Origin of the sequence: Yokenella regensburgei (assembly GCF_003634235.1) — a bacterium.
Classification (GTDB): domain Bacteria; phylum Pseudomonadota; class Gammaproteobacteria; order Enterobacterales; family Enterobacteriaceae; genus Yokenella; species Yokenella regensburgei.
Window position 1 is genome coordinate 69,521 of record NZ_RBIZ01000007.1, and the last position, 12,197, is coordinate 81,717.

General features: G+C 56.0%; 14 protein-coding genes. 4 read left to right on the forward strand and 10 right to left on the reverse strand.

Annotated elements, in window-relative coordinates:
* Position 1: 1 nt before the first annotated feature.
* The 8 genes from C7387_RS20350 to C7387_RS20385 all read right to left on the reverse strand — a co-directional run bounded on the left by C7387_RS20350 (position 2) and on the right by C7387_RS20385 (position 5,343).
* The gene (locus C7387_RS20350) at positions 2 to 253 is read right to left on the reverse strand and encodes an acyl carrier protein (RefSeq protein WP_120817368.1); all 252 of its coding nucleotides are present in this window, start codon (positions 251 to 253) and stop codon (positions 2 to 4) included.
* 13 nt (positions 254 to 266) lie between these two features.
* Positions 267 to 524, reverse strand: coding sequence for a phosphopantetheine-binding protein (locus C7387_RS20355; protein WP_023245908.1), 258 nt, complete (start codon positions 522 to 524; stop codon positions 267 to 269).
* Positions 505 to 1,317: a lysophospholipid acyltransferase family protein gene (locus tag C7387_RS20360; protein ID WP_120817369.1), complete on the reverse strand. Its 813-nt coding sequence runs from the start codon at positions 1,315 to 1,317 to the stop codon at positions 505 to 507. Before C7387_RS20360 ends, C7387_RS20355 begins: the two co-directional genes overlap by 20 nt.
* Entirely contained in the window at positions 1,314 to 2,039 is a 726-nt protein-coding gene (locus tag C7387_RS20365) for a beta-ketoacyl synthase chain length factor (protein ID WP_120817370.1), read from the reverse strand. Before C7387_RS20365 ends, C7387_RS20360 begins: the two co-directional genes overlap by 4 nt.
* 20 nt (positions 2,040 to 2,059) lie before the next feature.
* Positions 2,060 to 3,118: a methyltransferase gene (locus C7387_RS20370; RefSeq protein ID WP_006818703.1), complete on the reverse strand. Its 1,059-nt coding sequence runs from the start codon at positions 3,116 to 3,118 to the stop codon at positions 2,060 to 2,062.
* Positions 3,119 to 3,184: 66 nt separating this feature from the next.
* Entirely contained in the window at positions 3,185 to 3,574 is a 390-nt protein-coding gene (locus C7387_RS20375) for a lipoprotein (protein ID WP_006818704.1), read from the reverse strand.
* Positions 3,575 to 3,832: 258 nt separating this feature from the next.
* Positions 3,833 to 4,975, reverse strand: a complete 1,143-nt coding sequence (locus tag C7387_RS20380; RefSeq protein ID WP_006818705.1) for an HlyD family secretion protein — start codon at positions 4,973 to 4,975, stop codon at positions 3,833 to 3,835.
* Positions 4,975 to 5,343 carry a DUF3302 domain-containing protein gene (locus C7387_RS20385; RefSeq protein WP_006818706.1) on the reverse strand — a complete coding sequence of 123 codons (369 nt, stop codon included), beginning with the start codon at positions 5,341 to 5,343 and terminating at the stop codon, positions 4,975 to 4,977. The genes C7387_RS20380 and C7387_RS20385 overlap by 1 nt, the downstream gene beginning before the upstream one ends.
* Before the next feature lie 492 nt (positions 5,344 to 5,835).
* Here C7387_RS20385 and tauA point away from each other — a divergent pair, with 492 nt between their 5' ends.
* Genes tauA through tauD form a run of 4 tightly spaced genes read left to right on the forward strand, consistent with a single transcriptional unit; the run spans position 5,836 to position 9,245 of the window.
* On the forward strand, positions 5,836 to 6,798 hold the full coding sequence (tauA, locus tag C7387_RS20390) for a taurine ABC transporter substrate-binding protein (RefSeq protein WP_006818708.1): 963 nt from the start codon (positions 5,836 to 5,838) through the stop codon (positions 6,796 to 6,798).
* A gap of 10 nt (positions 6,799 to 6,808) precedes the next feature.
* Positions 6,809 to 7,576: a taurine ABC transporter ATP-binding subunit gene (gene tauB / locus C7387_RS20395; protein ID WP_038254172.1), complete on the forward strand. Its 768-nt coding sequence runs from the start codon at positions 6,809 to 6,811 to the stop codon at positions 7,574 to 7,576.
* Positions 7,573 to 8,400 (forward strand): taurine ABC transporter permease TauC, encoded by an 828-nt coding sequence (tauC, locus tag C7387_RS20400; RefSeq protein WP_006818710.1) that lies wholly within the window; start codon positions 7,573 to 7,575, stop codon positions 8,398 to 8,400. The genes tauB and tauC overlap by 4 nt, the downstream gene beginning before the upstream one ends.
* Positions 8,397 to 9,245, forward strand: a complete 849-nt coding sequence (tauD, locus tag C7387_RS20405) for a taurine dioxygenase (protein ID WP_120817371.1) — start codon at positions 8,397 to 8,399, stop codon at positions 9,243 to 9,245. Before tauC ends, tauD begins: the two co-directional genes overlap by 4 nt.
* Here the strand turns inward: tauD and olsF are convergent.
* Positions 9,242 to 10,942: a bifunctional ornithine lipid synthase OlsF gene (gene olsF, locus C7387_RS20410; RefSeq protein ID WP_120817372.1), complete on the reverse strand. Its 1,701-nt coding sequence runs from the start codon at positions 10,940 to 10,942 to the stop codon at positions 9,242 to 9,244. The two genes, tauD and olsF, sit on opposite strands and share 4 nt — an antisense overlap.
* A 113-nt stretch (positions 10,943 to 11,055) precedes the next feature.
* Positions 11,056 to 12,030 (reverse strand): porphobilinogen synthase, encoded by a 975-nt coding sequence (gene hemB / locus C7387_RS20415; RefSeq protein WP_038254178.1) that lies wholly within the window; start codon positions 12,028 to 12,030, stop codon positions 11,056 to 11,058.
* Between the last annotated feature and the right edge of the window lie 167 nt (positions 12,031 to 12,197).

Consider the following 12,197-nt stretch of genomic DNA (forward strand, 5'->3'; position numbering starts at 1 on the left):
ATCAGGCGTCTTGCATCAGACGTTCTACGGCGTCGACGACATCCTGCACCGTACGCACGGCTTTAAACTCTTCCGGTTTGATCTTGATGCCCGTTTTCTTCTGCAGATGCACGATCATGTCGACGGCATCAATGCTGTCCAGCTCGAGATCTTCGTACAGGCGTGCCTCGGGGGTAATGTCTTCCGGGGCGAGTTCAAAAAGTTTGCTCAGAAGCGCAGAGACTTCCTGGTAGATAGCGTGTTGTTCTGTCATATCGGACTCGTTATCAGGCGCGTTGTGAGTGAATAAAAGCGGCCAGGGTTGCCACGGAGTAGAAGTGCTGACGCATCTCTTCACTCTCTGCGGACAGGACGATGCCGTACTGATTTTTCACCGCCAGACCAAGCTCTAATGCGTCGATAGAGTCCAGACCTAATCCATCCCCGAACAGCGCAGCATCGGCATCGATGTCGTCCGCGGTCAGTTCGTCCAGATTTAAGGTTTCAATAATAAGATTTTTAATTTCAAGATAAAGCGCTTGCATCATTAAGTCCTGAAAAAGGAGTTTCAACTAATTGTAATTGCTCTAAAAGATGCCGGTTAAGCTGCCTTGCCGCCAGCGCCGGTTCTTGTGTTTTAGCATCATAATAATCGGTAATGCGTACCCGTTCACCCACCGTGACGGTAAATAGCGGTTTGGCGGGCGGCACGTTATACCATTTGCTCTGTTTATCGAGCAGGTGTTCACTGCAGCGAATCGCTACAATGCGCAGGTCGCTCTCACAGCGCACGGCGATATTGGCCGCGCCGCGCTGGAGCGACATTTTTTCTCCCGGACGGGTACGTGTGCCCTCCGGAAAAATCAGGATAGTGTCACCTTGCGCCAGTCGTTGCTGGCTTTGCGGCAACAGGGCATCGGCCTGGCTGTTGACCAGGTAATCTGCGGCGCGGATAACGCCACTCATGAAGGGATTCTTCAGCAGGGCACTCTTAACCAGACAGTCAGTTTCCGGCATCACGGACGCAATCAGCACGTAATCAATCAGCGTGGGATGATTCGCCACCACCAGACATCCTCGCTCCTGACGCAAAATTTCAGCGCCCTCGATGCGGTAATCCAGCGCGCCGGTCAGTTTGGCGACCCGCAGGAAGAGGCGGAAGCTGAAAGAGATGCTGCGCCGGGCGATGCGTCGACGGCGGTTATTATTACGCACCGTGAGTAACAGAAGGTTAAACCAGACCAGCGACAGCAGCAACCCGCCCACGCCAAACAGCGCGAAGCACATTCCGGTCATCAGCAGACGCCAGAACTGATTGAGACGGGCGGCCAGGCTCATTGCGTGCGGCTCCAGCGCCACTGCAGGTTATCGCCCGCAAGGGTAAAGTCCGGGGTATCGCTAAGAACGTGCTGTAAAAATTGCAGGCTCTGCGGCAACGGTGTTTCTGCGCTTTCGTCTGCCGGCGTTGAGGTGCACTGCAGCGCCTCTCCGGCTTCAAACACCAGCGCGACGGCGTAGGCCCAGGTGGGCATTTGCGGCGGCAGACCCGGATGATAAAACTCCGGCAAACTGCCGTCAAAATCGACCATCAGCACACGCTTATAGCCCGCCTGCAGCAGGCAGATAACTTCACATAACCCCTGTTGGAAGGTGTCACGCCCGGCAGACAACGATGAAGAGACCACCGGTTGTTTTGCCGCGATGGTCAGGTTACCGACGGCGGAGTTGTGTACCGACATCGCGAAGTCGGTGGGTGAGACCGCCTGTTCGGTCGCCAGCGCCTGCAGGATGCGGTAGTTGCGCTCCAGTTCGCCGTGGCGGCTGGTGTAGAGCACGGCGTCGATGGCATGCTGGCGCAGCATGGCCAGCCCGCACTCAACGGCGAGTTTGCTGCCCGAGTTAAGACGTCGGGCGGTCATCATTGGCAATTCGGTCAGTTTTGCCTGCGCGGCGCTGGGATCGATGGCAAAGGGCTGCCGTGACCATTGCTGCCACTGTGACGTTTCACTCAGTCCAGGCGCTCGTGCCTGCCAGTCGATAAGGTTTAATGCAAATTTCATCAACGTGTGTCCGTTGGATATTAAAACTTCTCGCATATCAATAAAGTATGCCCAACGCCGAGATTATCGAGGCGTTGTTCCACCCGGAAACCTGCCATTTCCAGATAGCGGTAAAACTTTTCAATGCTGTAAAAACGGCTATTGCCATTGGCCATACAGGTGAAATAGAGCGACGAGGCGTTCAGGCTGAACGAAGCCGCTTCAAATTTCTGCGCATCCCAGAACAGTTCCATGATGCACAGCCGGGCACCGGGTTTCATCACCGCAGCAATGCGTGTCAGCATGGCGACAATCTGCTCGGGTGAAAAACAGTCGAGGAACTGGCTCATCCACCAGATATCGGCTTCGCCGGGTAGCGGCGCATCGCTTAGCATATCCGCCGCATGGAAGCTGATGCGATGAGATAATCCTGCATTTTCGACATTCTGGCGGGCCAGCGCAATTTGTTGTGGCAAATCAAGGATCGTTATCGCGACATTTTCATCGAATTTGCAGCAACGCAGCGCCCATTTACCGGTATTTCCGCCGACATCGTACAGGACTCCGGGCAAGCTTGCGAAAATATGCGGCAGTGCGGCGTTAAAGGCGGCGTCAGAATAGTAGTGATCGAAGGCAAACCAGCTCTCCCGCGCCGGGGACGGCAGCTGCGACAGTACGGGATAAATAGTCTCGGCGTCGCTGAAGACTTTCAGCCCGGCAGGCTTCGCTGCCTTTAACGCATCGTCGAGGAAATAAAGCCCCTGGTAACACACGTCCTGGGTGAAATCCATGTTCACGCGGGTCATCGCGTCGTGGAGCAGAAAATGCCCCACCTTCGACAGACAGTAGCGCTCATCTTTACAGGTGACGATGCGACCGCTGAGCCCCATGTCGAGCAGAACACTCACGGCATACTCATTGAGCGCGCCGTGAGCAACGATCTCGTCGAGCGTTGCTCCTTGTTTCCCCTGCTTATCAAGATAGGCCAGCACGCCCGCGTTACGCAGGCTGAGTGCGGTTTGAAAGAGCATAGGGGCAAATGCAATACGCTGAGCTTCGGTGATGGCATCAAGCGCGCTGAGGGAGTCCTTTTCGTACATGCGTGGGCGACCTGTCCTGGGCAAAAAAGAGTTATCGGGCCAAAACTGGCCCGACTTTAGCGCGATTTATTGTGCCGCGCCGGAGGCCAGATTGATCTGGATGTCTTTATCGAGGTTACGTACCCAACGGTTGTAGTTTTTGTGAATTTTACCGCCGGAAGCCAGCAGGTTGAGGCTGCTGTCGTATTTGATGCTGTAGCCAGTAGCTGAGTAAGTGATGCGAACTTCAGCAACGTGGTCGCGGTTCTGCTGACGCGCTTTAATCACGCCCGGGCCCGCGTCGTTCATGATCCACTGGCGCTGTGCGCCCGCTTTCAGAATGGCATTTTTAACCTGTGCTTCGGTATGACCGGCGCTCACGGTTGATTGCACGTTATCAATCGGTGCAGTACGCGCACAGCCAGCCAGCGCACCCACAACCGCAAAGGCGGCTAACCACTTCATCCACTTTTTCATAAACACTCCATTTCACAAGAGAAAGATAAAGACTGCAGATCCCATCAGGTTGATGCAAATAAAAACACACACAACTTTACACATTGTTGCAGGTACGGCGCAGTTCAATCCGTCGAATTTGAGGACTTTCTGACCGTATTTTCAGAAGGGGGATCTGAGGGGCTATATAAGTAGCCTAATAACGCTTTTTCGGATAGCCGCGTGAATTGGTGGGGCAGGCAAAAAAAAAGCCGGTCATGGCAGACCGGCTTTAGAGGATTAGTGATCGAGGTACAGATAGCTTTCCCAGCTCTTCATGCGGATCAATATTTTTCGGATGATCGACACGTGTTTAAAGTGGTCAGAATAGATGGCGATGTGCACCTCTGTACCCTGCGGCAGCTTGTAGTTTTTCAGGCGTTCGTCGGTGGCGTTCACTTTGACCATCACTCGCCCTTGCTGGCTCAGCGTATTGGTAGTTAACAGCGTGCCCTGGCCCTGGAACTGGCTTTCACCAATGGCAGGCAGCACTTCGACTACCTCACCGCTGAAGACCGTACCCGGAATTCCCGGGAACAGCAGTTCGGCTTTGTAACCTTCGCTCAGACGCTGCATTGAGTTCTGGCGGAAGGCCGCAACGAAGGTCAGCTCGGTGTTATCGTCGGTCGGTACAAACGTCATCAGCGGCAGCAGACCGAGCGCCGTTGACATTGTACCAGGACGCAGACCAACCATGCTGACGTAGCCCGCAGAGGGGGCACGAATGACGGTATTTTCCAGATCAAATTCGGCTTTGCGCAACTGAGCCAACAGTGATGCGACTTTGGTGTTCTGCCCATTCACAACGGAATCGAGGCTGTTTTGCGCATAGGCGACGTTCGCCCGGGCGGCAACGACGGTAGCTTCCGCAGCTTTATAGGTCTGACGGCGGGTATCGACCATTTGATCGGAGAACGCGCCTTTTGCGTGCCCTTCGTTATAACGGGCATATTCACGCTGGGCCTGATCGCGCTCGGCGATGGCTTTATTGAGCTGGGCTTTGGCTTCACTCAGGCCGGAATCAAGCGACAACGCATCCTGGCTGGCGGCTTTGACCTGCGCACGCAGATCGTCAACGCGCGCCTGGAACGGCGTCGGGTCGAGGGTAAACAGCACGTCGCCTTTTTTCAGCATCACGTTGGCTTTGACCGGCACTTCCATCACCCGACCGCGAACCTGAGACACAATCGGAATGGTACGGTAGGCTTGTTTACCAATATCGCTGTACGGGAAGTTGTAGTTCATCAGCAGGATTAATGACCCCACCAATACGACACCGCCGAGTACCGCAGTTGGCACCGTCCATTTATTTAATGGAATTTTGAAAATTTTAAATGCAGCAATGCACAGAGCGGCATAGGTCAGCAGTAATAAAGCATCCATTACTTATTACCCTCAGCGGTAGTTTTTTTATCCAGCTTCTCTTTTAATTGTCCGAGTTCTTGAGTCAGTACCAGAACCTGATTATGCAGAACCACCATCTGCTGACTAATATCCCGGTGCTCATCGGTCAGATGTTTTAGTCCCCAACCGCGATCTTCACGCCAGAGGGTGGCCCAGATCCACAGGAAAGGCCACAAGGCGTGCAGGGTGAAGAGGCTAACCCAGCCCGCGTAATGAATAGCATCCTGATGGGGGTGGTTGCGTTTTTTTGACAGCTCATACGGAATATCGTGGATAGCGATGATACCGTAAAACAGGATCAGGCTTACCGCCACCAGGACGGCTAAAGCCACATAGTCCAGAACCATATTGACTCCAGGGGATAAAAGTAAAAAGGCTCTACCCGAAGGTGAGCCAGAACAATGGGGGCTATTCTAATTAGGTTTTAAAAAACAGGTGAGAAGGATAGTGTAAAATTTAAATTTGTATATTTACGATAAGTTTAAAATTAAATATTAAAGCGATTGAAATAATCTCTCGTGCTTTTTCATGAGTTGTGTAATTAATGTTCATACCTTCGGTTGAAGGTTATTTCCCGGAATAAGATAAGGCTTAAATAAAGTACTGCCTGGGAGATACTGCAATGGCCTGGCGACCCTTCCTCTATATTATCATCACCCAACATCCCCGGCTCAGCCCACGGCGCGCCCGCCTGCACCTGGTGGCTTAGCGGTTTTTTCACTATCGATTACTGGTTTTTTTCTAAAAACGATTTGGAATGAACCAGACGTTTTTATTCCTTTATCAACTCCGCGATGACGGAAATACTGCCTCTCATAACAAAATGAGGGGCAGTCAATATGGCAAAGACATCGCGTATTACATGGCTTGCGGCGCTGGCGCTGCTGGCATTTCAGGCTCAGGCCGTTAACGTGACCGTGGCATATCAAACGTCAGCTGAACCGGCGAAAGTCGCTCAGGCAGAGAACACCTTTGCGAAAGAGAGCGGGGCGACCGTCGACTGGCGCAAATTCGACAGCGGTGCGAGCGTAGTGCGCGCGCTTGCCTCGGGCGATGTGCAGATTGGCAATATCGGATCCAGTCCGCTGGCGGTGGCCGCCAGTCAACAGGTACCCATTGAGGTTTTCCTGCTGGCCTCGCAGCTCGGCAACTCTGAAGCGCTGGTGGTGAAAAAGGGGATCACCAAGCCAGAAGACCTGATTGGAAAACGCATTGCCGTACCGTTTATTTCAACCACGCACTACAGCCTGCTTTCGGCACTCAAGCACTGGGGCATCAAGCCCGGCCAGGTGCAGATCCTCAATTTACAACCACCGGCGATTATTGCGGCCTGGCAACGGGGAGACATTGACGGTGCCTACGTCTGGGCGCCCGCGGTGAACGCGCTGGAGAAAGACGGCACGGTGCTGACCGATTCCTCGACCGTGGCAAGCTGGGGAGCGCCAACGCTCGACGTCTGGGTGGTGCGTAAAGACTTCGCGCAAAAATATCCTGAAGTTGTGAAAGCATTTGCCAACAGCGCGATTGCGGCACAGCGTCCCTATATCGACAACCCGGAAGCCTGGCTCAGGCAGCCGCAGAACATCCAGAGTCTGGCGCGCCTGAGCGGGGTACCGGAGGCCGACGTGCCGGGGCTGGTGAAAGGTAACACCTATCTCACCCGTGAACAGCAGGTGCAACAGCTCTCCGGACCGGTGAATAAAGCCATCGTCGACACCGCTGAGTTCCTGAAAGCGCAGGGCAAAGTTCCGGCTGTGGCCAGCGATTACAGCCAGTATGTGACCGACCGCTTTGTGAAATAAGGAGGGCATGATGCTGCAGGTTTCTCATTTATCGGCGCGCTACGGCGGTAAAACGGTGCTCGAGGACATTAACCTCAGCGTTGAGCGCGGCGAGCTGCTGGTTGTGCTCGGCCCTTCTGGCAGCGGTAAGACAACGTTGCTAAACCTGATTGCCGGGTTTCAGCCGTACGACTCGGGCAACATTCTGCTGAACGGGCAGAAGGTTAACGGGCCTGCGGCTGAACGTGGCGTGGTGTTCCAGAATGAAGGTCTGCTGCCGTGGCGCAACGTGCAGGACAACGTGGCGTTTGGTCTGCAGCTGGCGGGCGTGGGTCGTGAAGAGCGCCGGGCCGTCGCGCAGCAGCTGCTGAAAAAAGTCGGGCTGGAAGGGGCTGAAAAGCGCTTTATCTGGCAGCTTTCCGGCGGCCAACGTCAGCGGGTCGGGATTGCGCGGGCGCTGGCGGCGGATCCACAGCTTTTGTTGCTCGACGAGCCCTTCGGCGCGCTGGATGCTTTTACCCGCGAGCAGATGCAAACCCTGCTGCTGCGCCTGTGGCACGATACCGGCAAACAGGTACTGCTGATCACTCACGATATCGAAGAGGCGGTGTTTATGGCGACCGACCTTGTCCTGCTTTCGCCGGGCCCAGGCCGGGTGGTGGAACGGTTGTCGCTGAATTTTGCCCACCGTTTTATCGCCGGGGAATCCTGCCGCAGCATCAAGTCTGACCCGCAGTTTATCGCAAAGCGGGAATACATCTTAAGCCGGGTCTTTGACGAGCGGGAGGCCTTCTCATGAGCATCGTCATTAATGATAAACCGGCTCGTCGCCGTGCTGCCTGGCGCTGGCCGTTCTCACGTCAGCTGACCCTGAGCGCGGCAACGCTGCTGGTGGTGCTCGCGGTGTGGTGGGCAGTCGCGGCGTTACAGCTGATTAGCCCGTTGTTCCTGCCGCCGCCGGGACAGGTACTGCACAAGCTGGTGACCATCGCTGGCGCACAGGGGTTTATGGATGCGACCCTCTGGCAGCATCTGGCGGCCAGCCTGATGCGGATCCTTATCGCCCTGCTGGCCGCCACGATTATCGGTATCCCGGTAGGGATTGCGATGGGCCTGAGCCCAACGCTGCGCGGGATCCTCGATCCGCTGATTGAACTGTATCGCCCGGTGCCGCCGCTCGCCTATTTACCGCTGATGGTTATCTGGTTTGGTATCGGTGAAACCTCGAAGATCCTGCTGATTTACCTCGCGATATTTGCACCGGTGGCCATGTCGGCGCTGGCCGGGGTGAAGAGTACCCAACAGGTGCGGGTGAGGGCGGCGCAGTCGCTGGGAGCCAGCAGGCTGCAGGTGCTGTGGTTCGTGATTTTGCCCGGCGCGTTGCCGGAGATGTTGACCGGGCTGCGGATTGGCCTTGGCGTCGGCTGGTCAACGCTTGTCGCCGCGGAGCTTATCGCCGCCACCCGGGGCTTAGGTTTTATGGTGCAGTCGGCCGGTGAATTTCTGGCGACCGATGTGGTACTGGCCGGGATCGCGGTGATCGCGGCGATCGCCTTCGTTTTAGAACTGGGACTGCGCGCGTTGCAACGCCGCCTGACGCCCTGGCATGGAGAAACACAATGAGTGAACGTCTGACGATAATTCCCCTTGGCCCGTATATTGGCGCGCAGGTTTCTGGCCTGAATCTCAGCCGTCCGCTGAGCGATAACCAGTTCGAGCAGCTCTATCATGCGCTGCTGCGCCATCAGGTGATTTTCCTGCGCGAACAGCCGGTTACCCCCCTGCAGCAGCGGGCGCTGGCGCAGCGCTTCGGCGACCTGCATATTCATCCGGTGTATCCGCATGCCGACGGGGTGGAGGAGATAATCCTGCTCGATACCCATAACGATAATCCACCGGATAACGACAACTGGCACACCGATGTGACCTTTATTGACACGCCGCCTGCTGGCGCCATTCTGGCAGCGAAGGAACTGCCCTCCACCGGTGGCGATACGCTGTGGACCAGCGGGATTGCCGCTTTTGAAGCGCTTTCACCGCCGCTACAGACGCTGTTGAGCGGATTGCAGGCGGAGCATGATTTCAGAAAGTCGTTCCCGGAATATAAGCACCTTAGAAGCGAAGGTGAGCATCAGCGCTGGCGTGAAGCGGTGGCTAAGCATCCGCCGCTGCTGCACCCGGTGGTGCGTACCCATCCGGTCAGCGGCAAGCAGGCGCTGTTCGTCAACGAAGGTTTTACGACCCGCATTGACGGACTGACGGCAAAAGAGAGCGATGCGCTGCTGAACTTTCTCTTCGCCCACGTCACCAAACCGGAGTTTCAGGTGCGCTGGCGCTGGCAGCCGAACGACCTGGCCATCTGGGATAATCGGGTGACGCAGCATTACGCCAACGCCGATTATCTGCCGCAGCGGCGCATTATGCACCGGGCGACCATTCTGGGGGATAAGCCGTTTTATCGGGGTTAGAGATGGGCGCCGATATAACGTTGGTAGCGGTTGGCCTTAAGTCGGGTGAGGTCAACCATGACCAGGCCATCCACGCAGTCATTGAAATCCGGGTCGCTGCCAAAATCCATAAACTGTACGCCGCCTGGCTCGCAAAGCTCTGAATACTGCTTGTACAGCGGCGGAATACCGCAGCCAAGGTTGCCGAGCAGGGATTTAAGCCGGGTCAGATCTTCGTTGTAATCCTCACCGGTAAACTGCCCCAGCGCCTCGGTCAGATTGGTGGGGTAGGGACGGCGTGAGACCGCAAGCTGGCAGGTCGCCGGGAACCACTGACGGTAAAACGCTACCAGCAGATCGCGCGCTGCGGGCGGCATACCGCCTGAAATTGAGACCGGGCCAAACAGATAGCGATACTGCGGATAGCGCGCCAGATAAGCGCCGATGCCGAACCACAGATAATCCAGACCGCGGCGGCCCCAGTAGCGCGGCTGAATAAAGCTGCGCCCAAGCTCGATCCCCTCCTGCAAAATGCCGTCCATCGAGGCGTCGTAGTGGAACAGGCTGTGGCTGTAGAGATCTTCTACGCGTTGTTTTTGTTGCAGCATGGCACCTGGCATAAAGCGGTAAGCGCCGACAATCTCGAGATCGTCATCATCCCAGAGGATCAGGTGCAGGTAGCTGTCGTCGTAGCTGTCGACATCGCGACGCTTGCCGCTGCCTTCGCCCACGGCGCGAAACGCAATCTCGCGCAGTCGTCCCAGTTCGCGCAGCAGCGGTGCTTCTTCCTGGCCGTTTCGCTGCCACAGGTAGATCCGTTTACCGTCGGCGGTACTGCCCAGGCATTCCGCCTGCGCCAGTTCGCGGCGCAGTACGGTGCGGTCTTCCGGGCGGGCGATGGCGCTTTCGGTTTTGAATTTCCCTGCAAGACCTTTACCCAGCAGCGCGACGTGCTGGCGGCATTTTTTGGCGAGCTCGCGCGATGGCGTTTGCGTGTTGTACCAGCTTTCCCAGGGAATACGCTGGCCCACGGTCACCGGCAGGCTCGAGTTGCGGCGGCGGAACATCTGCTGCACCAGTAACAATAACGGCAGCGTTGAAGAAATCAGCGTGCTGGCATAGAACAGGGCGCTGTTGCGGGCGTGAATAAACACCGGCAACAGCGGGGTGCGGTATTTTGCCGCAAGCTTGATAAAACCGGAGTGCCAGTAGCCGTCGCTGATACCCCGACGCGTCAGGCGTGAGACTTCACCTGCCGGGAAGAAAATCAGCACGCCGCCCTGCTGGAGCTGCTGCTCCATCAACGTAAAGGCGCTCTTGCGCGTGCGGCCGTTGATATTATCGACCGGAATAAACAGTGAGCTTAGCGGCTCAAGGTGGCTCAGCATTCGGTTGGTGACGACTTTCACATCGCGGCGCACGCGGGAGACGGCATACAGCAGCGCCAACCCGTCGAGGGTACCGGTAGGGTGGTTAGCGATGATGACCAGAGGGCCGCTTTCGGGGATGTTTTCCAGGGATTTTGGCGGGATTTCACAGCGTATTTGCAGATGTTCGAGGACTTGTTCCACCATATCCAGCCCTTTAAGGTGCCGGTGGCGGTCGGCAAACTGCTGAAACTCTTCCTCGTGAAGCAGTTTTCGCAGCAGGCTTTTTTGCCAGGGGGCCGGTTTTGCCTGCGGCCAGAGATCTTCAAGTACGTTGTCGAGACTAAACATGGCGGTTCCTCCTCCCGGTCCTGAGCAGACAGTAGAAGGCCAGCGTGACGTTTTTGTGGCAAGGGGATGAAGATTCGGGGTCAGGCCCGGCGGTGTGTCACCGGGCCGGAGGATTAACGCAGGATTTTCTTCAAAGCCAGATCGAGGGCGAAATAGCTGAAGATGAGGTCGGCACCGGCGCGCTTAATGGCCCCCAGGCTTTCCAGCACGACTTTCTCCTCATCAATGGCGCCTGCCATAGCGGCAAACTTGATCATCGCGTATTCGCCGCTGACCTGATAAGCGCCAATCGGCAGCTCGGTGCGCTCGCGGATATCACGCAGGATATCGAGATACGCGCCCGCGGGTTTCACCATCAGGCAATCCGCCCCCTGAGCTTCGTCGAGCAGGGATTCGCGAATTGCTTCGCGGCGGTTCAACGGGTTCATCTGATAGGTTTTACGATCGCCTTTCAGCGCAGTACCCGCCGCTTCACGGAACGGGCCGTAGAAGGAGGAAGCAAATTTCGTCGAGTAGGACATGATGGCGGTATCGGTGAAACCGGCGGCATCCAGCGCCTCGCGAATGGCCTGCACCTGACCGTCCATCGCAGCAGAAGGCGCGATGAAATCGGCACCGGCGGCGGCGGCAACGACCGCCTGCTTGCCGAGGTTGGCGAGAGTCTGGTCGTTATCCACTCCGTGATCGCACAGTACGCCACAGTGACCGTGGGAGGTGTACTCGCAGAAGCAGGTATCGGACATGACGATCATTTCCGGCACGGTTTGCTTGGCGATACGCGACATCCGCGCCACCAGGCCATCTTCTTTCCAGGCATCGCTACCGGTTGCATCGGTGTGGTGAGAGATGCCGAAGGTCATGATCGAGCGGATCCCGGCATTGGCAATACGCTCAATTTCACGCGCCAGATGCTTCTCCGGAATGCGCATCACGCCCGGCATAGCCTCAATGGGCTTGTAGTCGTCAATTTCTTCTTCAACAAAGATCGGCAACACCAGATCGTTTAAGGTCAGTGTTGTCTCTTCAAACATAGCGCGCAGCGCAGCAGATTTGCGCAGGCGACGAGGGCGATTAATTAGCACAGTCATGGTTTGCCTAATGTTTGTGGAACATTGACGCTAGTCTACTCCATTTGTGCGACGAATGTTTATCAAAGTGGGGCGTTTTCTGAACGTGGGTGACGGCCGAAACATCGCGTGAATTATTATTTATAAGGATGGGGTTTTATTATTCATTACATTGTTGAATATATTTT

Bases quoted from the DNA above. Each gene is read 5' to 3' on its own strand.
- C7387_RS20365 (WP_120817370.1), bottom strand. From the start codon at position 2,039: ATGAAATTTGCATTAAACCTTATCGACTGGCAGGCACGAGCGCCTGGA.
- C7387_RS20360 (WP_120817369.1), bottom strand. From the start codon at position 1,317: ATGAGCCTGGCCGCCCGTCTCAATCAGTTCTGGCGTCTGCTGATGACC.
- tauC (WP_006818710.1), top strand. From the start codon at position 7,573: ATGAGCATCGTCATTAATGATAAACCGGCTCGTCGCCGTGCTGCCTGG.
- C7387_RS20370 (WP_006818703.1), bottom strand. From the start codon at position 3,118: ATGTACGAAAAGGACTCCCTCAGCGCGCTTGATGCCATCACCGAAGCT.
- C7387_RS20385 (WP_006818706.1), bottom strand. From the start codon at position 5,343: ATGGTTCTGGACTATGTGGCTTTAGCCGTCCTGGTGGCGGTAAGCCTG.
- C7387_RS20375 (WP_006818704.1), bottom strand. From the start codon at position 3,574: ATGAAAAAGTGGATGAAGTGGTTAGCCGCCTTTGCGGTTGTGGGTGCG.
- olsF (WP_120817372.1), bottom strand. From the start codon at position 10,942: ATGTTTAGTCTCGACAACGTACTTGAAGATCTCTGGCCGCAGGCAAAA.
- hemB (WP_038254178.1), bottom strand. From the start codon at position 12,030: ATGACTGTGCTAATTAATCGCCCTCGTCGCCTGCGCAAATCTGCTGCG.
- C7387_RS20350 (WP_120817368.1), bottom strand. From the start codon at position 253: ATGACAGAACAACACGCTATCTACCAGGAAGTCTCTGCGCTTCTGAGC.
- C7387_RS20355 (WP_023245908.1), bottom strand. From the start codon at position 524: ATGCAAGCGCTTTATCTTGAAATTAAAAATCTTATTATTGAAACCTTA.
- tauB (WP_038254172.1), top strand. From the start codon at position 6,809: ATGCTGCAGGTTTCTCATTTATCGGCGCGCTACGGCGGTAAAACGGTG.
- C7387_RS20380 (WP_006818705.1), bottom strand. From the start codon at position 4,975: ATGGATGCTTTATTACTGCTGACCTATGCCGCTCTGTGCATTGCTGCA.
- tauA (WP_006818708.1), top strand. From the start codon at position 5,836: ATGGCAAAGACATCGCGTATTACATGGCTTGCGGCGCTGGCGCTGCTG.
- tauD (WP_120817371.1), top strand. From the start codon at position 8,397: ATGAGTGAACGTCTGACGATAATTCCCCTTGGCCCGTATATTGGCGCG.